Here is a 25,661-nt window from a genome sequence, read left to right on the forward strand (position 1 = left end):
AAGACAAGAGAGACATCTCTTGTCTTATTTAGTGTTCGTAAGCAAGATACACAACATGCATGCTGTTTAACTTATTTTTAAGGTTTGTTTAATAACCAAATATTGTTCAATTTCTTTGACTACGTGCAGTAAATCGGCACGCGCTTCAAACTCTTCCCGCGTTTTGGGAAGCGGCATCTCTGCAAACGCTTCTCGTAAATGCTGAAGTTTGGCTAAAAATAATTTTGCTGTATTACCGGGGTGGATGGATAGACTTAATTCTTCAATGAAATCGGCAATCATGTAGCGCTGTTCTACCACCAAATCAATAGCGGTAATGAGAGGAAGCGTACGCTCAATAATTTCAAGCTGTTTTTCACGAATTTTAAAATAGCGGTAATAATAATTTTCCCCACGTACAAAATGATTTTCTACATCACGAAACGCAAGGCTTTTTGCTTTTTCTAAAATTTTTACCGTATCTGCAATTTCCTTACCGTCCCAGCTGCTGTCATTGGTTCTGAGATACAGGGCAATTTCCTTTAACATCGATCGGAAATTTTCTTCAATTTCTTGCTGATACGTGCGAAGCTCTTGATCTAAACTTGGCATATATAAATTCACAAGCAGGGCAACCCCTATCCCAATTACAATTAAGCCAAGTTCATTAAAGACGATTCCCCACGTCATATTGCCTTTGGAGTAAATATGAAGCAAAATAACGGAGCTTGTAACAATGCCTGCATTAACTTTGAATATAACCGTAACCGGAATAAACAAAAGCAGCATCAGTCCTATAACAAGTGGATGATAAGCAATCCCTTCAAAGAATATAAACGAAAACAGAATGGATAAAGAACAAGCAATAAAACGATCGCTTGCGCTTCGCAGCGATTTTTTCTTTGAATTTTGAATGCACAAAATGGTGATAATTCCAGCTGATACAAAAAACTCGAGGTGAAAGAACTGAGCTATAATAATAGCCAGTGATGTACCGACGGCTGTTTTAATTGTCCGGTACCCAATTTTAAATTTCATTTTCTAGACTCCTACATGTTGGTTTCTTTTTAGTGTGATAAAATACTCTATTCTTTATTAACACGAATAGAAAAATAACACAACCTTAAATCTTGCTGTACTTTATAAATTTCAATAAAAAAAGTGCAGAAAAGATCGTACTCTTCCTGCACTTTTTTTATTATAAAATCTTTTCTAAGAAATCTTTAGCACGCTTGCTTTTAGGGGCTGAGAAAAATTCGGCCGGAGGCGCATCTTCAACAAGCACACCGCCGTCTAAAAACAGCACACGATCCGCTACTTCTCGTGCAAATCCCATTTCATGCGTTACAATGACCATCGTCATTCCTGTTTCTGTTAGCGACTTCATTACATCTAGCACTTCTTTTACCATCTCTGGATCCAATGCTGATGTTGGTTCGTCAAACAGCATTACTTTCGGCTCCATTGCCAATGCTCTTGCAATAGCTACACGCTGCTTTTGACCGCCCGATAAGCGACTTGGAAACTCGTTGGCTTTTTGAGCAAGTCCAACTTTTTGGAGTAATTCTTTGCCTTTAGCAACAGCCGTTTCTCTTGACACGCCTTTTACCGTCATCGGAGCATACGTCAAATTTTCAAGCACTGTCATATGTGGAAACAAGTGAAAATGCTGAAATACCATTCCTACATTTTCACGCACACGCATAATGTTTGTTTTTTTATCTGTAATCACTTGACCGTTAATGGAAACTAATCCGCTCGTCGGTTCTTCAAGCAGGTTCATACAGCGTAAAAAAGTAGATTTACCAGAACCAGAAGGGCCAATAACAGCTACGACTTCTTTTTCCTTAATCGTAGTTGAAATACCTTTTAAAACGTCATTCTTACCAAATGATTTGTGTAAATTTTCAACGTTAATCACCTTTTCTCATTCTCCTCTCGACTGCTTTACCAAGGAGCGTTAAGCCCATTACCATTACATAATAAATCAACCCTGCAAAAATTAACGGTTCAAGGTAGGCGAATTTTTCTCCCCCTACAATGTAAGCACGGCGCATAATGTCGAGTGCTCCAATAACTGTAACGATAGCTGATTCCTTTGTTAATGTAATGAACTCATTCATTAAAGCAGGTAAAATATTTTTAAGTGCCTGTGGCAAAATAATTTGTCCCATCATGCGGCGATAAGGAATTCCTAACGCTAATGCCGCTTCACGCTGTCCTTTATCAACAGCTAAAATACCAGCGCGAATAATTTCAGATATATATGCTGCAGAGTTTAGCCCGAACGCAGCAACGGCCGCTGGAAACGGGGCAATATCAAACCCGAGCAGCTGAGGTAATCCAAAGTATATTAATAATAATTGCAGTACAAGCGGTGTTCCGCGAAACACGGACGTATATGCATCCGCAAACCATTGAAGAGGTTTATTGCGGCTGATTTTACATAAAGATAAAATAACTCCCAGCACAAACCCTAAAATTGCTGAAGCTAGGACTATCTGTATCGTTACCCCTATCCCTTTTAAAATATAAGGCATAGAAGGCACGATTTGCGAAAAATCCAAATTCATGCCTAGTTCCATTCCTCTCTAACTATCATTCTTATTTTTGGTCGTCAAACCACTTAACGATTAATTTATCCAATTCACCGTTTTCTTTCATTTTCTTTAATTCACGGTTAAAGTCATTCGTTAGCTTGCTGTCTTTAGGAAATGCGATTGCTGATCCTTTACTTGAATCGGGACGTCCTGTATCAGACATTTGCAAGCTTTTGTCTTTGTTCACATACCCTTTAGCTACTGTATCTTCAATAATCGCTGCATCGATACGATTTGATTTCATTTCTTGAATTAGTTCTGGAATACGGTCACGCGTTGTTACATTTACTCCGTCAACTTCTTTTGCAATTTCTTTTGCTTCGTCTGCTTGAATAGAAGAAGTTTGTACACCGACTGTTTTTCCTTTTAGTTCTTCTGCGTTTTTAATTGGCGCATCTTTCTTCGATACAATCATGTTTTTTGCTTCATAGTATACGTCTGAGAAGTCCACGTTCTTTTTACGCTTTTCAGTTGGCGTCATACCGGCTAAAACTAAATCGACTTTATTAGATTGTAAAGCTGGAATTAATCCGCCAAATTCCATATCCTTTACCTGCACGTCATAGCCTAACTTTTTACCGATTGTTTTTGCTAAATCTACGTCAAATCCGATTGCTTCACTATCACCTTTTGCCGTATCAATATATTCAAAGGGTGGGTAATCTGCTGATGTTCCCATTACAAGTACTTTTTTATCTTTGTCGTCGCTGCTTGCTCCGCCATTAGACGTTCCTTCTCCTGCTCCGCATGCAGCTAAAACGCCTGCTGTTAAAAGACCAATTGCCGTTACCGATAACCACTTTTTCAATTTCATCTTCGTTCCCCCTAGTTTATTCCTTACATTATTTTTTAAAAATTAATAATATTATGAAATAAGTTTTTTACTATTGCAAGTAAATGTCGAAATTTAAATATATATTCATATAAATGTATTTTAACACAACATTATAAATATGCAATATCTTTTTTAAATATAAGTTTCACTATTTGAAAATACCTTTTCTCAACATTTTCCACTCATTAGAAAGCCTGCATACAGACGGATAAAAAAATGCATAAAAAAAGAAGCCGTTCAAAACGGCTTCTCTCTTACACTTCTTCACAGTTCTGTTCGAACGCTTCTTGCAGCTTCATCACAACTGACATTGGCTCATGGCCTTCAATTTCGTGACGCTCTACCATTGTGATAATTTTTCCGTCTTTTAATAAAGCGAAAGATGGAGATGAAGGCGGATAACCTTCAAAGTATTCGCGTGCACGCGCAGTTGCTTCTTTATCTTGCCCAGCAAATACTGTAACCAAGTTTGTTGGACGTTTATCATAATGTACAGCGTGCGCTGCAGCAGGTCTTGCAATACCTCCTGCACAACCGCAAACTGAATTCACCATTACAAGCGTTGTGCCAGGCTGTTTAAACGTTTCATCTACCGCTTCAGCCGTCGTTAATTCTGTATAACCAGCAGCTGTAATTTCTTTACGGGCCTGACGAACAACGTCGTTCATAAACAAGTTAAAATCGATATTCATTTTCATACCTCCCTTTTGCTATCTATCCTTTATCATAGCAAACGAAAACTAAAAAGGCGATTGCTTTGACTCATTTTTTCTTGGTAATCAAGATTAAACAAGAAAAGAAATGGTGATACTGTTTTTACAGCTAGAAAACCATACTCTTAACTCCCTAGTGTAGAAGGATCCGCATAAAATGCAGGATCCTTTTTTACATTTCTTTCATCGCCTGCTGATAGATTTTAATCAAGTGTTGGAGAGCTTCAGCCATTGTGGCATCTCCGGTCATCATTTGTTTTTCAACATCCCCTAATGTTTGCTTAACTAAAGGATGTTCATAAAATGATTCTTGTAAATATTCATTAACACTTGCTTGTAACCATGCCTTCATTTGCTTTTGTCTTACTGCATAAAACAGATCTTTTTTATTCATCCATTCCTTATAGTCACAAATTATCTGCCATAAATGTTGAAACGACGCTTCTTCATAAGCAGAAGTTGTGATGACCTGTGGTTTCCACCCTCCGGAATGACCGTGAAGAAAACCGATGACACTTTTGTATTCTTTTGCAGTCACTTCTGCTTTTAGCCGGTTATCCCCGTCTGCTTTATTTACACAAATTAAATTAACCCATTCAAGCAGCCCTTTTTTAATTCCTTGCAAATCATCTCCTGCTCCGGTTAAAGCAAGCAAAACAAAGAAGTCTACCATCTCTTTTACAATCATTTCACCTTGGCCAACACCCATCGTTTCGACAAATATGATGTTATACCCAGCCGCTTCACAAAGAAAAATGGCTTCTCTCGTTTTAAGATGAACACCTCCAAGCGTTCCTTGAGAAGGTGAAGGACGGACAAAAGCGTTCTCTTGTTTGGCAAGCAGCTCCATTCTGGTTTTATCTCCTAAAATACTTCCTCCAGACAAGGTACTGCTTGGATCGACTGCTAAAACTGCAACGGAATGGCCATTTTTGCATAGATACGATCCAAATTTGTCAATCAGCGTACTTTTTCCTGCTCCTGGTACGCCAGTAAAACCAATGCGCACTGAATGCCCCGTATGGGGATAGATTTCTTTAATCAGCTGTTGTGCTATTGCTTTATGCTTCGGCGCTTTACTTTCAATTAAAGTAATGGCTTGAGCTAACGCTGTTCTTTTCCCTTCAAGCAGCCCTTGTTTATAATCTTGTACCGTTTTTAATTTCACCAATTGTCTTCACCAACTATTCTTCTAACCGTTTCTTTATTTCATGTAAGACGGAAACGGCCGCTTTTGGGATTACTGTTCCAGGTCCAAAGATTGCAGAAGCGCCGTGCTCTAAAAGAAATGAGTAGTCTTGTTTAGGAATAACGCCTCCGACAATAACAACGATATCGTCGCGCTCTAATTTCTTTAACTCATCAACAAGCTGCGGCAGTAACGTTTTATGCCCGGCTGCCAAAGAGCTTATCCCAATCACATGTACGTCGTTTTCTACAGCTTGCCTTGCTGTCTCTTCAGGCGTTTGAAATAAAGGGCCAATATCCACATCAAATCCAAGGTCAGCAAAGGCTGTTGAAATCACTTTTGATCCTCTGTCATGACCGTCTTGCCCCATTTTCGCCACTAAAATCCTTGGGCGTCTTCCTTCTTCCTCTAAAAATTCAGCCGTGAGCTTTCGAACTTCTTCGATTTGATCTCGATGCGCAAACTCCGCACTGTATACCCCGCTGACTGACTTAGAAGTAGCCTGATGTCTTCCAGCCACTTTCTCAATCGCTTCTGAAATTTCACCTAGTGTAGCTCTAGCTCTTGCAGCTTCAACCGCAAAAGCAAGGAGATTCCCTTCGCCTGTTTTGGCACAAGTGGTCAGTCGATTAAGCGCTTCAAGTACCGCTTGTTCGTTACGTTCACTGCGTATTTTCTTTAGCTTTTCCAGCTGCTTCATTCGAACTGCTGTGTTATCAATATCAAGAATATCAAGCGGTTCTTCTTGCTCCGGCTGAAACTGATTCACACCTACAATAATTTCTACCTGCGAGTCTATTCTTGCTTGTCTGCGCGCAGCAGCTTCTTCTATCTTCATTTTAGGTACGCCTGCTTCTATTGCTTTTGTCATTCCGCCGAGCTGTTCTATTTCTTCAAGGTGCTTCCACGCTTTTATCATTAATTCATTCGTTAATGATTCCACATAATAAGAGCCTCCCCAAGGGTCAATGACGGAACAAATCTCCGTTTCATTTTGCAAATAAAGCTGCGTATTTCGAGCAATTCTAGCTGAAAAATCAGTCGGAAGAGCAATCGCTTCATCCAGTGCGTTTGTATGAAGCGATTGCGTATGTCCTGACACTGCAGCCAGAGCTTCGACGCATGTTCTAATAACATTATTAAATGGATCCTGCTCGGTTAAGCTCCATCCGGACGTTTGAGAATGCGTTCTAAGAGCGAGTGATTTAGGGTTGTCCGGCTCAAACTGTTTCATGAGTTTTGCCCACAGCAGCCTCCCCGCTCTCATTTTCGCTACTTCCATAAAGTAGTTCATTCCAATTGCCCAGAAAAAGGATAGTCTCGGTGCAAACGCGTCAATTGAAATTCCTGCTTTCAAGCCGGTTCGTACATATTCAAGTCCATCTGCAAGCGTATAAGCAAGCTCTAAGTCTGCTGGAGCGCCTGCTTCTTGCATATGATAGCCTGATATACTAATACTGTTAAATTTCGGCATATGCTCCGCTGTATATTTAAAAATATCCGCAATGATTCGCATGGACATTTCAGGAGGATAAATATACGTATTGCGCACCATATATTCTTTTAAAATATCGTTTTGAATCGTTCCAGCCAGCTTTTCTTTTTTCACTCCTTGTTCTTCAGCTGTTACGATGTAGAAAGCTAAAATAGGAAGAACCGCCCCGTTCATCGTCATCGACACGGACATTTGATCAAGCGGAATCCCTTCAAACAGCTGCTTCATATCAATCATTGAATCAATTGCCACTCCTGCTTTCCCTACATCTCCAACAACTCTTGGATGATCAGAGTCATAGCCGCGGTGGGTAGCTAGGTCAAAAGCAACAGACAGCCCTTTCTGTCCAGCAGCTAGGTTTCGGCGGTAAAAGGCATTGCTTTCCTCCGCCGTTGAGTATCCTGCATACTGTCTAATCGTCCAAGGCCGATTCACATACATCGTTGCATACGGTCCTCTCACAAACGGTGGAATACCAGGTGCAAAGTGAATAAAGTCGAGGTCATCTCTGTCTTTTTTTGTATATAATGATTTTAATTCAATTTGTTCATTTGTTTGAAAAGCAGTGAATGAACTTTGAGTCACGTCATCTTCCCTTTGCTGCTTTGAAAATGATAATGGAATATTAGAAAAAGAAGGCTTTTTATACATGAACTTCTACCTCCAAAGCACATAATAACTTCTTAACGCATTGAATAACATTTGTCTTAGGATGTATGACGCTCATTACACCTTTTTGCTGCCACTGCGTTTTGCGTGATACGTGTTCTTCCCCTACTACGTACACATAAACGGAATCTTCCTCAAAATAAGTCATCGCTTTTGTTAAGAGCTTTTCCACGAGTTCATCACTTCCACAGATTACATATGCTTCGTGCTTTTGTTCATTCATCCAATCTGCTATCTCGACGTAGGAATCTATGTTTTTAATTGTTTCACACGCAAAGCCTGCGCTTTCAAATAAAGACCGGGCAATCTCAGCTTTTTTATGACTGCTAGGATCGGCGAGCTCCATAATGCCAATGCTCATTCCCTTTGTATAAACCCGTATTTTTTCAAACTTCTCTGCTGCTCTCCACTTAGTGAGCGGCACAACACTGTCTGGCTGTGACTGCTTCGCCATTTGTTTTAGCATCCACCCTGCTGTTACCCCTTTAGATGCTAGCTTTGTATAGTCCTCTAGCGAAAGATTTGATAAAAATTCCGAAGTGTTCTGGTCACTGTATTTATTCATTTTTCTTTCTTCTTTTTTAGACAGAGTGCTTTTTATCTCTTCAGATGCAGCGTGTTGCTTAGGAGCATAGTGTGTGACTCCGATCAAGCGCTCAATTCGGCACTCTATATCTCCTTGTCTTTTTACTCTCATTTGTTCAACTTCATCTTGAATTCGCCCTTGTTTTAAAGCTTCTTCCATTCCGCCGTGGTCTTCAATGTTGCCAAATAACTCCCAAGCTTTTGTCATTAATTCATGTGTGTAAGCTTCAACGTACCAAGAGCCTCCGGCAGGATCCATTACTTTTGATATATGTGTTTCGTGCTGCAAAATTAAGTGAGTATTACGGGAAAGGCGATGAGCGAACTGAGAAGATGAGGATGTAACGGAATCATATGGTTCAATATGCAGACTATCCGCTCCTCCTACAATAGAAGCAAACGCTTGAACCGTGCTCCTTAATGCATTTGTATACATATCTTCTTTAGACTGTGTAAGACGTGACGTTTCCGTATGAATAAACGGCACTGAAACGGCCGTGTCATCAAAAGCACGAACCACATTTGCCCAAAGCATGCGAAAAGCACGAAGTTTTGATATTTCCATAAATAAATGTGAGCTAACTGAAAAAGAAAAGGTCATGTGAGGTAAAACTTGATGTAAGGACAGACCGCGTTTCATGCATTCATCAATATACTGCACTCCTGTAGCAAGCATATAAGCTAGTTCTTGAACAGCGTTTGCACCGCTGTTATGGTAAGGAATGCTTGATACAATGATCGTTTTGAGCTCTGGAACATTACTGTGAGCCAAACGCGTTGCGTAAGCTAAATGATCGTATAAATCTCGAGTGGAAAGTGGAACTCTCCCGTATTCAGCAAGAGTGCCGAGCGGATCCATTCCAACCGTACCTGTTAGCTGTCTCATATCAAAGTTATGATCAACACAGTATGCTTTTAGAAACGAAAGAAGTGGAACGGATGTACATCCCGTATTTAAAAATAAAGGCACAGCTTCAAGAGCTACATGCTGAAACAAATGAGCAACATCCTCTAAAGTAGAAATTGTAGCGCCTGAGGCTACTTCAGCTTCAGTTGCTTCATCAACGTCTTTTCCTTGCCTCATTGCTTCACTGCACGTAAAAGCGGCCGTATTTTGTCCATTTCTCAAACTGTGTAAAAGAAGTTTATTGCTTTCTTTAATAGAAGGTAAGTCGATTTTTTGGGTGATTTCCCATTCCCCTAGTATGTATGATTCTTTACCGGCTCCTCTTAAACAATCTATTCCCGCCGGACTCTGCTGCAAGTAGTCTAAATGTGCCGTATCACTTTCAAAATAAAGCGGTTTCAAAAAGATGTTTTCTAACGTTTCTTTTGAGCGGAGCGCGGTGTTTTTGCTAACTTCCTGTGCCCAATCTTCTTTAGGTGTACGTGTAAATTCATGAAATGATAATGTATTTGTTTTCATTTCCATGCCCCTTTACAGTTAATAGCTGCCTGCTAGACCTAGATGATTACACTTTGAAGTTTGATGATTCTTCTTTTATTTTAATACATCTTTTACAAATTGTTCAATCATTGCTTCAAAATAAAAAAGCAAATGGAGAAAGCTCCATTTGCTTTTTTTAATAGACGGACGTATTCTCTTTAGACGTAGATTCTAAAATCTCTTTAACTCTTGCCAAGAACCTGCCGCACACCAAGCCGTCCAACACGCGGTGATCAAGTGATAAACATAAGTTAACCATATCTCGAACAGCAATCATGTTATCAATAATAACCGGACGTTTTACAATAGATTCTACTTGTAAAATAGCCGCTTGCGGGTAATTAATAATCCCCATTGATTGCACGGAACCAAATGAGCCTGTGTTGTTAACAGTAAACGTTCCGCCCTGCATGTCTTCAGACTTCAATGAACCCGTACGAACTTTTTGCGCAAGCTCTGTAATTTCACGCGCAATGCCTTTGATTGTCTTTTCATCGGCTTGTTTAATAACCGGCACAAATAAAGCATCGTCTGTTGCAACAGCAATAGATACATTAATATCTTTTTTCTGAACAATACGGTCTCCTGCCCACATTGAATTCATTTGAGGGAATTCTTTTAAAGCCTGAGCCACTGCTTTTACGAAGAACGCAAAATAAGTTAAGTTAAAACCTTCTTTTTGTTTGAACTCCGTCTTTAATGCATCACGATAAGAAACTAAGTTCGTTACATCAACTTCAACCATTGTCCATGCATGCGGAATTTCGTTTTTACTGCGAAGCATATTTGCTGCAATAGCTTTACGCACGCCTGAAACAGGGATTTCTTGATCTCCGGCTGCAGACACAACCGGCGCGGGTTGCTTCGTTTTTGGAGCAGCTGCCGCTACGGGTGCTTCTGGCTGAACTGTTGATGCAGGTGTTTCTTTCACTTCAGCAGCTCCGCCTTTTTCGATAACAGCTAAAATATCTTTTCTCGTAATGCGGCCGCCCGCTCCTGTTCCTGTCACGGTATCTAAATTAATATTATGTTCTTGTGACAGACGCATAACAGCTGGAGAGTATCGGCTTTTATTGGATTGACTGTCCGCTGTTTTTGGCGCTGATTCTTCTACAGTCTTATCAGACGTTTTCTGTTCTTTTTGAGATACAGTTCCTTCTACTTCAATTAAACAAATCACTTCTCCCACGGGTAAAGTATCATCTTCACCTGCAATTAACTCTTTAATTGTTCCACTAAAAGAAGAAGGCACTTCAGCATTTACTTTATCCGTCATGACTTCAGCTAACGGGTCGTACTTATTTACGTGATCTCCAACAGAAACGAGCCATTTGCTAATTGTACCTTCTGTTACACTTTCACCGAGCTGCGGCATCGTAATTTTTTCAATAGCCAATTGATACAACTCCTTTTAAAATTGAGCTAATTCTCTCATTGCTTTTTCTACTTTATCTGGATTCACCATAAAATATTTTTCCATTGTTGGTGCATACGGCATAGCTGGAACATCGGGGCCAGCAAGGCGCTGAATTGGCGCATCTAAATCAAATAAGCAGTGTTCAGCAATAATAGCTGCTACTTCGCTCATAATGCTGCCTTCTTTGTTGTCTTCCGTTAAAAGCAGGACCTTACCTGTTTTAGATGCTGCTTCTATAATAGCTTCTTTATCAAGCGGATAGACCGTTCTTAAATCTAAGATGTGTGCTGAAATACCGTCTGCTTCTAGCTTTTCAGCAGCTTGAAGAGCAAAGTGTACACAAAGACCATATGTAATAACCGTGATGTCGTCTCCTTCTCTCTTTACATCTGCTTTGCCAATCGGAAGTACATAATCATCTTCAGGGACTTCTCCTTTAATCAAACGGTACGCACGCTTATGCTCAAAGAAAAGAACTGGATCATCATCACGAATAGCTGCTTTTAATAATCCTTTTACGTCATAAGGCGTAGAAGGCATCACAATCTTTAACCCTGGCGTATTGGCAAACAGTGCTTCAACAGATTGAGAATGATAAAGAGCACCGTGAACTCCACCGCCGTACGGAGCTCGAATTGTAATTGGACAACTCCAATCATTATTAGAACGATAGCGAATTTTCGCTGCTTCTGACACGATTTGATTGACTGCAGGCATAATAAAATCAGCAAATTGCATTTCCGCAATCGGACGCATGCCGTACATTGCCGCTCCGATTCCTACGCCTGCAATAGCAGATTCTGCAAGAGGTGTGTCAATAACTCTTTCTTCCCCGAACTGTTCGTACAGTCCGTTGGTTGCTTTAAATACGCCGCCTTTTTTTCCTACGTCTTCTCCTAATACAAACACGCGGGAATCTCTTTCCATTTCTTCACGAATGGCCATTGTTACTGCATCAATATATGAAATAACCGGCATATGTTCTCCTCCTTACTCACCGTACACGTATTTTAAAGCCGATTCCGCTTCTGCATAAGGAGCGTTTTCAGCATAATCTGTTGCATCATTAACGATGTTCATAATATCATCAAGCATTTGTTTTTCTCGTTCATCGGTTAACACGTTAACCTCTTTTAAATAAGTCGCAAAGTACGCAAGCGGATCACTCTTTTTAGCTTCAGACAATTCTTCTGCGCCGCGATATGCACGATCATCGTCATCACTTGAATGGGCAGTCAAACGCTCTGAAACAGTTTCAATAAGAGTAGGCCCTTCTCCTCTGGATGCACGATCTCTTGCTTCTTTTACCACTCGATATACTTCAAGGACATCGTTTCCATCAATTGTGTAGCCTGGCATACCATATCCAATCGCACGATCAGATACTTTTGCGCACCCTAGCTGCTTTTCAACCGGAACAGAAATCGCATACTTGTTATTTTCACACATAAAGATAACAGGAAGCTTATGAACACCTGCAAAGTTCGCGCCTTCGTGGAAGTCTCCTTGGTTAGAAGATCCTTCTCCAAACGTAACAAACGTGACTAAGTCTTTTTTCTCCAATCGTCCTGCTAAAGCGATTCCTACTGCATGAGGCACCTGTGTTGTAACTGGAGAAGATCCTGTTACAATTCGCTTTTCCTTATGGCCAAAGTGACCTGGCATTTGACGACCTCCTGAGTTTGGATCTTCTGCTTTAGCAAACCCAGAAAGCATTAAATCGCGCGCAGTCATTCCAAATGCCAGCACAACACCCAGATCGCGGTAATAAGGTAATATGTAATCATTCTCTCTGTTTAAGGCAAAAGCTGCGCCAACTTGAGCGGCTTCTTGACCTTGACATGAAATAACAAAAGGCACCTTCCCTGCACGGTTTAATAGCCACATACGCTCATCAATTTTTCGTGCAAGCAGCATAGTGCGGTACATTTCAAGTACTTGTTCATCAGTTAATCCTAATGATTCATGACGGTTTTTTGTCATGTTTAAACCTCCTTTAATCATCAAAAATGAATCGCTTTTCCATCTACAGCTAATGAAGCTTCTCCCATCGCTTCTGAAAGGCTAGGATGAGGATGAATGGTATGAGCAATTTCCCATGGTGTAGCATCCAATACCTTTGCAAGACCCGCTTCAGAAATCATATCCGTCACGTGAGGTCCAATCATATGCACACCAAGAACATCATTTGTGTCGGCATCGGCAATAATTTTAACAAATCCCTCTGCCTCTCCATATACAAGAGCTTTTCCAACGGCCTTAAACGGAAACTTTCCAACCTTCAGCTGAAATCCTTGCTGTTTTGCTTCTTGTTCTGTTAATCCTACACTTGCTGCCTCCGGGCTGCTGTATACGCATTTAGAAATTGTTGTGTAATCAATCTTCAAAGGCTTGTCACCGTGTAAATGCTCAACAGCTACGATTCCTTCGTGAGAAGCTACATGTGCAAGCTGCAGTCCGCCAATCACATCTCCAATTGCGTAGATATGAGATTCTTTCGTTTGATAAAAATCATTTGTGGCAATCACACCGTTTTCTACTACAATATCGGTATTCTCGAGACCAATTCCTTCGACATTCGCTTGACGCCCTACAGATACAAGCAGCTTTTCTGCTTCATATTCTTGCATATCGTCTCCTACTTGAGCAGAAATTTTCACCTGACCACCAACAGACAGTGTATCAGCCATTACTTTAGCAGAAGTAATAATGGTAACTCCTTTTGCTTTTAAAAGCTTCGTCATTTCACGGGAGATATCTTGATCTTCTGTTGGTAAAATTCGATCGCTGTATTCAACAACCGTTACATCAACATCAAAATCTGTGAGCATTGACGCCCATTCAATTCCAATGACGCCGCCTCCCACAATAATAATAGAAGCAGGAAGTGTTTCCATCTTTAATGCTTCATCTGAAGTGATTACTTTCTCTCCATCGATTGTTAAACCAGGTAATGTTCTAGGGCGAGACCCTGTTGCGACAATTACATTCTTTGGAATAAGCATTTCGTTTTCTTCACCGCTTTTTAATTCAACGGAGATGGTTCCTGGCATAGGAGAAAAAATAGAAGGTCCTAAAATACGTCCAATTCCTTCATATACGTCAATTTTACCTTTTTTCATTAGCTGTTTGACACCATTATGTAACTGTGAAACAATTTCTGACTTTCGTTCTTGTACACGAGCATAGTTCAATAGTACATTGGACGTTTCTACGCCAAATTCACTGCTTTTCTTAGCCGTTTGATAGACTTCTGCACTTCTTAGTAAAGCTTTGCTTGGGATACACCCTGCGTGCAGGCATGTGCCGCCTAACTTATTTTTTTCCACAACCGCTACCGATAGACCTAACTGAGAGGCACGAATAGCTGCTACGTACCCTCCGGTTCCACCGCCGAGAATGACCAAATCATATTCTTTTGCCACACTGCTTCACACCTTTCTGCAAACGCTATTAAGCGCCTTTATATTCCTTTACTTCTTCTTCACCTGTAAGCACTCGGAGAGCCCCTTCAGCTAGCGCTTGAAGCTCATTTTCTCCAGGGTAAACAATGACATCTGCAATCCACTTTACATGATTAATAATCAGCTCAACAAACGCTTTTGAATAAGCAATGCCTCCCGTTAGAATAATGGCATCTACTTTTCCATGCAATACCGTACTGGCAGCTCCAATTTCCTTCGAAATTTGATAAGCCATTGCTTCGTAGATAAGCTTAGCTTTTTCGTTTCCATTTTTCACTAGCGCTTCGACTTTCTGCACGTCAGATGTGCCCAAATAACCGACAAGTCCGCCTTTTCCTACAAGCATTTTCATAATCTCCTCGCGGTAATACTGACCTGAAAAGCAAAGACGAACTAATTCACCAACCGGTACACCGCCAGCGCGCTCTGGACTAAAAGGACCGTCGCCGTGCAGGCCATTGTTCACATCAATTACTTTTCCGCACTTGTGAACTCCAACCGTAATGCCCCCGCCCATATGGGTAACAATAACGTTCATTTGTTCGTATGTGCTATTCATTTCTTTGGCCACTTTTCGAGCCACCGATTTTTGATTCAGCGCGTGAAAGATGCTTTTCCTTTCCATAAAAGGAGTTCCTGAGATACGAGCGATGTCACTTAGCTCATCTACCACCACTGGATCAACAATGTATGCTGGAATATTTAATCCAGATGCAATCTCAAACGCTAAAATCCCGCCTAAATTTGAAGCATGATGGCCGGCATAACCGTCTTTTAAATCTTTGAGCATGGCTTGATTTACTTCGTATGTGCCGCCTTCAATCGGGCGTAAAAGCCCTCCTCTTCCACATACTGCACTTAATTTAGATAAATTAATCCCTTCTTCATCAAGTGCCTCTAAAATCGAGTTTTTACGGAACTCATACTGTGCATATATCGTCTCAAACTGATTCATTTGTTGTGAATCGTAGCGGATTGTTCGATCAAAAATTGGTTTATCGTTGTGAAACACGCCAATTTTTGTGGACGTTGAACCCGGATTTATTATCAGCATTCGATATTCGTGCATATCCAACACATGTCCTCCTACCTTATCATTCTCATAAACGAAGGCTAGGTCGAAAGGATTTCATTTATTCCTTTTGCCTAGCCTTCAGCTCAAACATTAGCGCGTATGACGTCTACTTAAAATATGCTGTCCATTTTGTAAAAATTGACTGCGTGAACGACGCAGCTTTTCAATTCTTTCTTCAGCTAAGCGATCTGCTGCTAGATAGGTTGGAATGCCATCTCGCTTTGAGATTTCAACTACCTTTTCAATATTATCATAAATACCTTCAACTTTTTTCAGCGCACGCTCACGGTTATATCCAACTAGCTCATCAGCTACGTTAATAACGCCTCCTGCATTAATAACATAGTCCGGTGCATATACAATGCCTAATTCATGAATTAAATCACCATGACGCGTTTCTTTCAATTGATTATTAGCTGCCCCTGCAATAACTTTTGCTTTTATTTGAGGGATCGTTTCATCGTTAATCGTTGCTCCGAGTGCACAAGGAGCATAGATATCACATTCTACACCATAAATATCATTTGGGTCTACTGCTTGCGCACCAAATTCTTCTACCGCACGCTGAACAGCTTCTTTATTAATATCCGTTACAATAAGTTTTGCCCCTTCTTCGTGAAGGTGGCGGCATAAATTATATGCTACGTTTCCTACACCTTGGACAGCTACTACTTTTCCTTCAAGCATATCTGTTCCAAATGCTTCTTTTGCTGCTGCTTTAATTCCTCGGTATACGCCGTAGGCTGTGACTGGTGATGGATTGCCTGATGAACCGAAGGCAGGAGATACACCCGTTACATAATCCGTTTCCTCATATACAATATCCATATCCTCTACCGTTGTGCCCACATCTTCTGCTGTAATATATCGACCATTTAACCCTTGAATAAAGCGGCCAAATGCACGGAACATCGCTTCATTTTTGTCTTTGCGAGGATCTCCGATAATAACCGTTTTTCCTCCTCCTAAATTCAAGCCTGCTGCTGCATTTTTATAAGTCATTCCGCGTGATAAACGAAGCGCATCTTCAGTTGCAGCCTCTTCTGATTCATATGTCCACATTCTCGTACCGCCTAGAGCTGGTCCAATTGTTGTATCATGAATCGCAATAATGGCTTTTAAGCCTGAATCTTTATCTTGGCAAAATAATAACTGCTCATAATCGTATGTTTCCATATAGTCAAAAATTTTCATTGTTAGTGCCTCCTAAGAATTCTGTTGAGCGACGCTGATAGCAAGCGCCAGTGAGTATAATTTACTTTCTGATGAATCTGCTCTGGATGTTAAGACGACCGGAGCTTTTGCCCCCGCTAGAATAGCTCCAACTTTTGCTTTAGCAAAATAAATAAGGGATTTATATAAGACGTTCCCTGTTTCAATTGCTGGAACGAGTAATATATCTGCTTGACCGGCAACTTCACTTTGAATGCCTTTTTGCTTGGCTGCTTCTATGTTAATGGCATTGTCGAGTGCTAAAGGTCCATCAATAACGCAGCCTTTAATTTGTCCTCTGCGGTTCATCTGTGTAAGAAGTGCAGCCTCTACTGTGGCAGGCATCAAAGGGTTCACAACTTCAACCGCTGCAACAGGAGCTACCTTTGGCACCTCTATCCCAATCGAGTGAGCAACGTTCACCGCGTTTTGAATGATTTGAACTTTCTCTTCCAGAGATGGCGTAATATTCATAGCTGCATCTGTTACAAGAATAGGGCGGTCATAGTGAGGAACATCAAACACAGCTACGTGTGATAAAACATTTCCCGTACGCAAACCATGCTCTTTATTTAACACAGCTTTTAAAATAAGCGATGTGGATAAATTCCCTTTCATTACGATATGAGCTTGACCTTGCTGAACTGAACGCACAGCCAATTGAGCCGCTTCTAAAACGGACTCCGTATGTACGACCGTCACAGCCTTATGAGTGAGTAAGGATGGGCGGTACTGCCTGAATAATTCATTAATTGTTGTTTCGTTGCCAAACAAAATAAATTCAGAAACTTCCCTTGACACAGCTTCATACACTGCCTCAATTGTTTCTAAGTCTTCAGCTGCAGCAACAGCAACAGTCAAAGAAGACTGCTTAGCAACCCGAGATAAGATGGTAGCAAGAGTCATGGAATGTTCGACCTCTCCTTTTTCATTCTTTCTTTTGCCCCTTTTTAAAGAGCATACTGCGCGTTTATGCAGTCACTTAAAATATATGCAAGATTTGTGCCACACTCTGCATATATTACATAATATAGCTGCTTATATCCGTTTCTACGCACAAAAAAATTTTTTTATTGATTCTAACGACAAACAGAAAAAAAGAATACCTCTCTATTTATATGCAATAACTTGCACACCATGCATTTTATTGCATGCTGTTATTTGCAAGATTGTATTTTTCCAACTTATAATACAGAGAACGCAGGGAAATATTGAGCTGTTTTGCTGTTTTCGTTCGGTTATACTTGTTTGCAATCAGCACTTTTTGAATAAGTTCAGCTTCATAATTTTCCATCATGTGCGCTAAAGTCTTCCCTTCGAATACTACCTCTTCATTCGCCTGATTTTTTTCTTTTTTGCCCTTGCCTTCAAGTGAAGGGAGATGAACAGAATCAATCATTGTTTCCGTATAGTGCATATAAATAATAGCTCTTCCTAATATGTTTTCAAGCTCTCTGACGTTTCCTGGCCAGTCGTATGATCTCAATGATTGTAAGGCCCGATCTGTTACCCCTTCAACATGTCGGCCGTAATCTTGATTAATTTTTGTAATTAAGTGTGTAACAAGCGCTCCAATATCCTCTTTTCTCTTCCGAAGAGGAGGTATGTGAATCGGAATTTTGTTTAGCCGATAATACAAGTCCTGTCTAATGCTTCCATCAGCCATTCCTTTTTCTAAATTCACATTCGTAGCTGCAATCACGCGAACATTCACCGGAATGGGGGTCGTGCCTCCAACGCGAATAAGCTCTTTTTCTTGAAGCACTCGAAGCAGCTTAGCCTGCATATGAGCTGAAAGCTCCCCGATTTCATCCAAAAAGATGCTACCGTTATTGGCTTCTTCAAAAACACCTCGTTTTCCGCCTCGTTTTGCCCCGGAAAAAGCTCCTTCTTCATACCCAAAAAGTTCACTTTCAAGCAAAGACTCAGAAAGTGCAGCACAGTTGATCCGAACAAATTTATTAAACTTTCGGCTGCTCGCATTATGAATCGCATGTGCAAACAGCTCCTTACCCGTCCCAGATTCACCTCTAAGCAAAACAGTAGCTGGTGTTTTAGCAGCAAGTCTAGCCTGCTCAATTGCTAACTGAAATTCTTCAGACTGACCAATGATATCAGCAAATGAATATTTCGCTTCAAGCGTTCGGATAATTTGACGCGCTCTTTTGAGTTCATTTGTAAGCTCTTGAATTTCAGACATATCATGAATAACGCCAACGCTGCCTTTTAATTTTCCATCGACAATAACAGGGGCAACATTCACAACTACGTCTCTTTTACTCGGACCAAGCCTCATTCTTACACCTCGAACAGGACGTCTTGTTTGCAGCACCTTCATGTGCATACTGTCTCCTTCAGAGATATCGGCAGTCGCGGGCTGACCAATAATATCCGTCTTTTTTAAACCCGTAATTCTCGTATAAGCAGGATTAATTAAAATCCCTCTTCCTTCTTCATCGACAACCGAAATAGCTTCTTCAGAAGATTGAATAATAGCTTGAAGCATAGTTTGTACTTCTTTTAAGTTCGTAACTTCTTCTGCCAATCCGACAACGTCCGTAATATCTTTAAAAATCGAAAAGGCACCAAACAGCTCTCTATTCTCGTCGAGTATTGGTATTCTAGTCGTAATGACCTTCCGTCCGCTATCTAACACAAATTCACTATTTTGATCAATCGTTTTTGTATGAAGAACATCAACAAGTTTACTATTTGGAATAACTTCATGAAGATGCTTACCAATTACATCTCTGTGTGAAAAGTTCGTCAAACGCTCGGCACTTTGATTAAATAGCGTAATATATCCATTCCTATCAATCACGACCATCGCATCATGAGCCGCGTTAAAAATAAGATCATATTTATACGATTCTTGCTTTAACCGCTGAATTAACTCTTCTTTTTCCTCCATCAGATTGGCCATAATTTCAGCAACCAATCCCGGAACTACCAGTGCATCAGCAGGTTTGCTTCTCTGCAATTGTTGAAAAACACCTTGTTTACCTGTTGTTTCAACAATGACATCGAGCTGCTTTGTCATATAAGGCTCCCAATTCATTCCGGTTGAAATATCTTGTTCTTTCGCATGCAAAACAGCCGGCGCGTCAGCTCGTACGTCTACTACACCAATCACTTTCATAAATTCGGTTTCCAACAAGATTTTCAGAATAGCTAATCCGCCTTTTCCTCCTCCAACGATCAACACATTTTGCATATTTTTTCACCTTTTCTACTTAATATGTACATGTTCCGTGCAAAATATTGCATATACCTATCATATAAAAAAAGAAACGCTCTTGACAATTTATTTAGTTCTTTTATGATTCAAGTATAACGGTTTTATAATGTAAACGCATTCATTTTAAAAAAGAGAAGCGAAAGGAGAAGCTATGGTTCGAATTATTGCCCTGCTAATCTTACTTATTCCTGGTATACTCGCTGGATATGGCATTAAACTTATGAGAGATATGATTTTTGGCATCCTGCAATCCCCGTTTCCTTCTTTATTTTTGCAATTTTCAGTCGGCCTTCTGTTATTTGTAATCGGCCTTGGATTTGTTGCTGGCTTTATTCTGCACAGAGACCGCAAGCGAAACAAAGTTCAAAACAGATTTCAAAAAGATAAAAAAACATCGCATTAATGCGATGTTTTTTTACGAAAAGCGTCCCCCAAATTGCTTCACCATTTTTTCAGGATAATCAGTAATAATGGATTCACATCCATATTTCCGAAGCTGCTCAGCTACTTTTACATCATTTACTGTGTAAGGTCGCACTGGAATTTGACAATCTTTTGAAGCGGCTACATTTACTTCATTCACGGTACGCTGATTAGGGTGAAGAGCTTTTGCGCCAAGATGCTGCGCATATACCCAAGGCTCATACATCGGATAAGAATATAAAATAGCTGTTTCAATCGTAGAATCCAAAGAACCAATTCGGGCTAAGCTGTTATGATTAAAAGATGAAATCATCGTTCGATCCTTCATCTTGTATAAATAAATTAAATCTAAAACTTTCATTTCTAAGTATGGATAGTCAAATATATTGTTTTTCAACTCAATATTTACACTAATTCCTTCACTTGAAGCCCACTCCATTACTTCATTTAACATGGGAATTTTACATACTCCGTACTTTTTTTTGAACTTATAGCTCGCATCTAATTTTTGTAAATCTTGATACGTAAAATCTTTTACATACCCTTTTCCATTCGTCGTTCGATCTACTTTTTCATCATGAATTACAGCAAGTTCTCCATCCTTTGTCATATGCACATCAAGTTCAATTCCGTGTGCTCCGACTCTCGCTGCTTCTTTGAAGGAAATCATCGTATTTTCAGGAAACGTTCCAGCTGCGCCGCGATGACCTATTACAAACATACTTGCTCAACTCCTCTATTATCACTTATTATTAACTTTAGCATTACTTAATAGTGAAAGCACGAATTTACTGTTTATACTTCTTCACTTTCATTACTTTATATGCAAAAGGAGGTCGTTGTGTATGAGACCACTGCAAATTTCTCCGGATACAGCCGTAAAATTAGCAGAACAATTAAATATCCCCCTCGAGCAATTGATGCATATGCCTCAGCATATTTTGCTGCAGAAGCTTGCTGAATTAAATGCGGGCGAAGATAAAAAAGGATCTGAATAACAGATCCTTTTTTCTTTCGAATTTTCGTTTCCAAAAATAGTATTACTTTCTTACTTCATTTTCCATAACATATATTAGAATATTTAATAATATAAATGTATTTTTAAAAATGCTTTTAAATAAGTAATTTAATACTTTTTTGTGTATATTTAATTATTTTTTGATTTTTCCATATAATTTCATTGACGAAATTATTGTTTTTCTACTAAAATAAAAATACATTATGTTTATTCCAGTACTTATATTCTGATTTTTTGATCAATTCAAATAAAAGAATTAAATAGTATGAGAGAAATTTTAGGGGGACTTCATTATGCAAGCAGCTGTACAACACGAAAATCAGCAGCCAAATGAGTCTAGGAAAAAACACCCTCCTGGACTGTACTTATTATTCGCGACTGAGGCATGGGAAAGATTTAGTTATTATGGAATGAGAGCCATTCTTGTTCTTTATTTAACTGCTACCGCTGCTCAAGGTGGACTCGGGGTAGATAAAGCAACTGCACTGAGCTTATATGGAACATTCACTAGTGCTGTTTACATTACGCCGATGATTGGCGGATATTTAACAGACCGCTTCCTCGGAAGAAGGCTAGCCATCACAATCGGTGGTGTGATTATGGCACTCGGGAATTTTTCCATCTTCATTCATCAAAGCGTAGCCGCTTTGTATATCGGACTTGCTTTATTAATTATCGGAAACGGATTTTTCAAACCAAATATCTCCACATTGGTCGGAGATCTTTATGCAGAAAATGATCCTCGCCGTGACGGTGCTTTTACCATTTTTTATATGGGTATTAACTTTGGTGCATTTTTCGCCCCATTAGTTGTTGGATTAATGAGTTATAAATACGGATTTTTAACAGCAGCTATCGGAATGGTTGTTGGACAAATTTTATTTAACCTACTGGCTAATCGCTATTTAGGTGATATTGGGAAAGAGCCTACAGGAAAAGTTCATGCAGCAGCATCTCAAACATCAACTGCTCCGCTGACAGCACGAGAAAAGAAAAGAACGGTTGCTATCGTTATTCTAGCTTTCGTTGTTATTGCTTTCTGGACAGCTTTTGAACAGGCTGGAAGTTCTTTAACGCTATATGCTCAAGATCAAATTGATCGTCAAATCGGTAGTTTTACGGTTCCAACAGAGTGGTTCCAATCATTGAATCCACTGTTTATCATGATTTTAGCACCAATTATGTCACTTGTTTGGTACAAGCTAGGAAATTCAAAACGCGGTGATTTTAAAACACCAACAAAAATGGGTATGGGACTTGTAACAGTCGGATTAGGATTCTTAATTTTAATTCCAGCCGTTATGTATACTGGTAATGACCCAGCTTTAAAAGTAAATATCCTATTTATGATTTTCACTTACTTCCTGCACACGCTGGCTGAGCTTATGATTTCGCCAGTAGGGTTGTCTATGGTAAGTAGACTGGCTCCATTAAAGCTTGCTTCTCTTTTAATGGGCGTATGGATGGCAAGCTCTGCTGTTGCTAATAAGCTAGCGGGTGTTCTTGCATCTTATACACAGTCGTTAGGTTATTTCGACATCTTCAGCTTAATCGGAGCTGTAACAATTGTACTTGGAATTATTGTTTTGTTCCTTTCAAAACCGATTGCTAAATTAATGGATTAAAAAAAGCAGCCTTTTCTGAAGGCTGCTTTTTTTATCATTTACTTATCCATATATGTAGATGAATTTTTTAACACATCTTCTAAATCTTCTTTCAAACACAAAGCCCTCATAACAATTAAATAAATTATTTCAATAAAATACACTACTATGGATCACAAGATGTACATTCCCTTAACCTCCCTATTTCCAACTCTTAAAACAAAATGAAAGGACCCATGAATGATTAAAATTCATCGGCCCTGCAGTAAAAAGTTTATTGGTTTTCAGTTTAATATCTAGTGTAAATTCCAAAAGTTTATCGGCATGTACTCTGTATTACAAAAGGTATCAGCTCACTCAAAACCCCGTAATTCCAGCAGTCCTATCCCTTTCAACTCGCTTTATGTTCAAGGCGTAATTTATCCGCAACCATGGCGATAAATTCACTATTTGTCGGCTTTGCTTTTGACATGCTGACAGTATATCCGAATAATGAAGAAATAGAATCAATGTTCCCTCGGCTCCATGCTACTTCAATGGCATGACGAATGGCGCGCTCAACGCGGCTTGCTGTTGTATTGTATTTTTTTGCAATGTCAGGATACAGCACTTTTGTAATCGACCCAAGCAGCTCAATATCCTTATATACCATTGAAATGGCTTCTCTCAAATATAAATAGCCTTTAATATGAGCAGGTACACCAATTTCGTGAATGATGCTCGTAATGCTTGCATCTAAATTTGCTGGTTTGCTGTCGCGATGCGAACGCATGGAAGAAGATGAACGTTGCATAAATGAAGATGTTTGTCCGCTAACTTGACGAATATGATTCACTAAGTTTTCCATATCAAACGGCTTTAGAATAAAATAAGCAGCTCCTAAATCAACCGCTTTTTTCGTTACGTCTTCTTGCCCAAATGCTGTTAGCATGATGACATTTGGATAATTTTCTTTTTTCATTTCTTTTAACTGACCTAAAACTGCTAATCCATCTAGATGCGGCATAATAATGTCTAATACAAGAACATCCGGATCTTTATCTTTTAAAATGGATAAACACTCTTGTCCATTGTAAGCTACTCCGATTACTTCCATGTCTTCTTGCTCTGAAATATAATCTTCAAGCAAACCAATTAGTTCCCGATTATCATCAACCAAGCATACTTTAATTTTTTTCAATGCAGCTTCCTCCTCAGTCCTTTATGTTATACGTCGTTTCCTACGTGTCTCTATTCTTTATTCTAAAGGACAAATTCGACAATGCAACATTATTTCCTTTATTTTTTTAGAAAAAAGTCTTTTAAATGGAATTTATTCGATTTTCTCTTATTTTCTTTGTTTTTCGACGTTTTTCTCGTACATTTACGACAATAATTTTTATCAAAAAAAGCGAACTAATGACAACATTAGCTCGCTTTTTTTCGATTATTTTTATAAATATCGATTCCTGCTTCGTTAAGCATCCATTCAATATGGACACCGTAACCGGAGGTAGGATCATTTACAAAAACATGGGTAACCGCTCCAACGACTTTACCGTTTTGAATAATCGGACTCCCGCTCATTCCTTGAACAATTCCACCTGTTTTCTTTAACAATTTAGGATCTGTAATTTTAATAACCATTCCTTTAGTAGCCGGAAACTTTTGAGGTATAGTACTCATAATTTCAATATCAAATTCTTCCACTTGATCATCATCTACTACCGTTAGAATTTTAGCAGGTCCTTCTTTTACTTGATGAGATAGAGCAATTGGCATTGCTTTATCCATTATTCCGTTTTCCATCGTTGAAGACAATTTTCCAAAAATACCGAAAGGACTATTTCGTGTAATATTCCCAATGATTTGTCTATCTTCAGAAAACCTCGCTAGCTTTTCGCCGGGAACGCCGTTCGAACCTTTCTCAATTGATGTAACGGTCGAACGGACAATTTGTCCATCTTCTACTACGATTGGCTTTTTTGTATCCATATCCGAAATAACATGGCCTAAAGCGCCGTATTTTTTAGATTTTGGATCATAAAAAGTCATTGTGCCAATTCCTGCAGCTGAATCACGGATGTATAAACCGATTCTGTACGCATAATCTTGCTTATCTTTTAACGGATACAGCTTCGTGTCAAACTGCTTTTTTTCTCTTAAAATATGCAGATTTAATGGTTCACCCGTTTTCCCTGCCTGCTGAATAAACGGTGTAATATCACTCATTTTTTCAATGGTTTTACCATTAATCTTCGTAATCATATCTCCAACTTGAATACCCGCAATTTCGCCAGGAGATTTTTTACCTTGTGCTGTATCTACCTGATGATAGCCTACAACAAGAACACCTTTTGAATTTAATTTCACACCGATTGATTGTCCACCAGGAATGACTTTAAAATCAGATAATACCTGCACGTCTACACGCTTTACAGGAATACCGGCCAAATGAAGCATCAACTCTTCTTTGCCTACCTGTTTGCCTGCTACGGTCAGCTTCGCCTTGTTACTTGTTACATCGTAAACAGGTGATGAAGCTTCTACGCTAAGCGGTAATGTCGTATTAATTTTTTCTTTTTGCTGTTCAAATAAGACGATTTGTTTTGGAATGTGTATATATTGTTGCACAACTGGAATAAATCCTACAAAAATGAACGAAACAAGGAGAATCGCACCAATTATATGTCTGTATCGATTTTGCATGTTTTCACTC

The 25,661-nt window shown here is 39.5% G+C and carries 22 protein-coding genes; 3 read left to right on the plus strand and 19 right to left on the minus strand.

Going from position 1 to position 25,661, the window contains the following annotated elements:
- Positions 1–66 precede the first annotated feature (66 nt).
- The 16 genes from NST66_RS21415 to NST66_RS21490 form a co-directional block, all read right to left on the minus strand.
- Entirely contained in the window at positions 67–1,017 is a 951-nt protein-coding gene (locus NST66_RS21415; RefSeq protein WP_013059112.1) for an aromatic acid exporter family protein, read from the minus strand.
- Between the two features lie 160 nt (positions 1,018–1,177).
- Positions 1,178–1,900: an amino acid ABC transporter ATP-binding protein gene (locus NST66_RS21420; RefSeq protein WP_028411574.1), complete on the minus strand. Its 723-nt coding sequence runs from the start codon at positions 1,898–1,900 to the stop codon at positions 1,178–1,180.
- Complete coding sequence (locus NST66_RS21425) at positions 1,893–2,552, minus strand: amino acid ABC transporter permease (RefSeq protein ID WP_013059114.1); 660 nt, start codon at positions 2,550–2,552, stop codon at positions 1,893–1,895. The genes NST66_RS21420 and NST66_RS21425 overlap by 8 nt, the downstream gene beginning before the upstream one ends.
- Before the next feature lie 31 nt (positions 2,553–2,583).
- Positions 2,584–3,387, minus strand: a complete 804-nt coding sequence (locus NST66_RS21430; RefSeq protein WP_026106695.1) for a transporter substrate-binding domain-containing protein — start codon at positions 3,385–3,387, stop codon at positions 2,584–2,586.
- A 281-nt stretch (positions 3,388–3,668) separates the two neighbouring features.
- Positions 3,669–4,106, minus strand: coding sequence for a BrxA/BrxB family bacilliredoxin (locus NST66_RS21435; protein ID WP_028411575.1), 438 nt, complete (start codon positions 4,104–4,106; stop codon positions 3,669–3,671).
- Positions 4,107–4,299: 193 nt separating this feature from the next.
- On the minus strand, positions 4,300–5,295 hold the full coding sequence (gene meaB / locus NST66_RS21440) for a methylmalonyl Co-A mutase-associated GTPase MeaB (protein ID WP_033579718.1): 996 nt from the start codon (positions 5,293–5,295) through the stop codon (positions 4,300–4,302).
- 16 nt (positions 5,296–5,311) lie between these two features.
- On the minus strand, positions 5,312–7,462 hold the full coding sequence (gene scpA, locus NST66_RS21445; RefSeq protein ID WP_028411577.1) for a methylmalonyl-CoA mutase: 2,151 nt from the start codon (positions 7,460–7,462) through the stop codon (positions 5,312–5,314).
- Positions 7,455–9,491: a methylmalonyl-CoA mutase family protein gene (locus NST66_RS21450; RefSeq protein ID WP_033579717.1), complete on the minus strand. Its 2,037-nt coding sequence runs from the start codon at positions 9,489–9,491 to the stop codon at positions 7,455–7,457. Before NST66_RS21450 ends, scpA begins: the two co-directional genes overlap by 8 nt.
- 157 nt (positions 9,492–9,648) lie before the next feature.
- Entirely contained in the window at positions 9,649–10,908 is a 1,260-nt protein-coding gene (locus NST66_RS21455; RefSeq protein WP_340843688.1) for a dihydrolipoamide acetyltransferase family protein, read from the minus strand.
- A gap of 15 nt (positions 10,909–10,923) precedes the next feature.
- The gene (locus NST66_RS21460) at positions 10,924–11,907 is read right to left on the minus strand and encodes an alpha-ketoacid dehydrogenase subunit beta (RefSeq protein ID WP_013084975.1); all 984 of its coding nucleotides are present in this window, start codon (positions 11,905–11,907) and stop codon (positions 10,924–10,926) included.
- A 12-nt stretch (positions 11,908–11,919) separates the two neighbouring features.
- The gene (locus NST66_RS21465; RefSeq protein WP_013084976.1) at positions 11,920–12,912 is read right to left on the minus strand and encodes a thiamine pyrophosphate-dependent dehydrogenase E1 component subunit alpha; all 993 of its coding nucleotides are present in this window, start codon (positions 12,910–12,912) and stop codon (positions 11,920–11,922) included.
- Between the two features lie 20 nt (positions 12,913–12,932).
- A complete protein-coding gene (gene lpdA, locus NST66_RS21470) occupies positions 12,933–14,354 on the minus strand; it encodes a dihydrolipoyl dehydrogenase (RefSeq protein ID WP_028411580.1) in 1,422 nt (473 codons plus the stop codon).
- Between the two features lie 28 nt (positions 14,355–14,382).
- Entirely contained in the window at positions 14,383–15,462 is a 1,080-nt protein-coding gene (buk, locus tag NST66_RS21475; RefSeq protein ID WP_372492011.1) for a butyrate kinase, read from the minus strand.
- A 96-nt stretch (positions 15,463–15,558) separates the two neighbouring features.
- Positions 15,559–16,662, minus strand: coding sequence for a branched-chain amino acid dehydrogenase (gene bcd / locus NST66_RS21480; protein ID WP_340843689.1), 1,104 nt, complete (start codon positions 16,660–16,662; stop codon positions 15,559–15,561).
- A gap of 12 nt (positions 16,663–16,674) precedes the next feature.
- Positions 16,675–17,586 carry a phosphate butyryltransferase gene (gene yqiS / locus NST66_RS21485; protein ID WP_028411582.1) on the minus strand — a complete coding sequence of 304 codons (912 nt, stop codon included), beginning with the start codon at positions 17,584–17,586 and terminating at the stop codon, positions 16,675–16,677.
- A gap of 238 nt (positions 17,587–17,824) precedes the next feature.
- Positions 17,825–19,894, minus strand: coding sequence for a sigma-54 interaction domain-containing protein (locus NST66_RS21490; protein WP_034271001.1), 2,070 nt, complete (start codon positions 19,892–19,894; stop codon positions 17,825–17,827).
- Positions 19,895–20,069: 175 nt separating this feature from the next.
- Between NST66_RS21490 and NST66_RS21495 the strand changes: the two genes are divergently transcribed.
- Entirely contained in the window at positions 20,070–20,321 is a 252-nt protein-coding gene (locus NST66_RS21495) for a DUF2627 domain-containing protein (protein ID WP_028411584.1), read from the plus strand.
- A 12-nt stretch (positions 20,322–20,333) separates the two neighbouring features.
- Here NST66_RS21495 and NST66_RS21500 read toward each other — a convergent pair whose 3' ends face one another.
- On the minus strand, positions 20,334–21,062 hold the full coding sequence (locus tag NST66_RS21500) for a glycerophosphodiester phosphodiesterase (protein ID WP_014458256.1): 729 nt from the start codon (positions 21,060–21,062) through the stop codon (positions 20,334–20,336).
- Between the two features lie 124 nt (positions 21,063–21,186).
- Between NST66_RS21500 and NST66_RS21505 the strand changes: the two genes are divergently transcribed.
- Both NST66_RS21505 and NST66_RS21510 read left to right on the plus strand, forming a co-directional pair.
- Positions 21,187–21,339, plus strand: coding sequence for a YycC family protein (locus NST66_RS21505; RefSeq protein ID WP_064504589.1), 153 nt, complete (start codon positions 21,187–21,189; stop codon positions 21,337–21,339).
- Between the two features lie 313 nt (positions 21,340–21,652).
- On the plus strand, positions 21,653–22,984 hold the full coding sequence (locus NST66_RS21510) for a peptide MFS transporter (protein ID WP_033579713.1): 1,332 nt from the start codon (positions 21,653–21,655) through the stop codon (positions 22,982–22,984).
- 370 nt (positions 22,985–23,354) lie between these two features.
- On the opposite strand, the gene spo0A is transcribed toward NST66_RS21510, so the two are convergent.
- Both spo0A and spoIVB read right to left on the minus strand, forming a co-directional pair.
- Positions 23,355–24,143, minus strand: a complete 789-nt coding sequence (spo0A, locus tag NST66_RS21515) for a sporulation transcription factor Spo0A (RefSeq protein ID WP_013084985.1) — start codon at positions 24,141–24,143, stop codon at positions 23,355–23,357.
- 227 nt (positions 24,144–24,370) lie between these two features.
- Complete coding sequence (gene spoIVB, locus NST66_RS21520) at positions 24,371–25,651, minus strand: SpoIVB peptidase (protein ID WP_340843690.1); 1,281 nt, start codon at positions 25,649–25,651, stop codon at positions 24,371–24,373.
- Positions 25,652–25,661: the final 10 nt, after the last annotated feature.

The organism is Priestia sp. FSL W8-0524 (assembly GCF_038005965.1).
GTDB classification, from domain to species: Bacteria; Bacillota; Bacilli; order Bacillales; family Bacillaceae_H; genus Priestia; species Priestia zanthoxyli.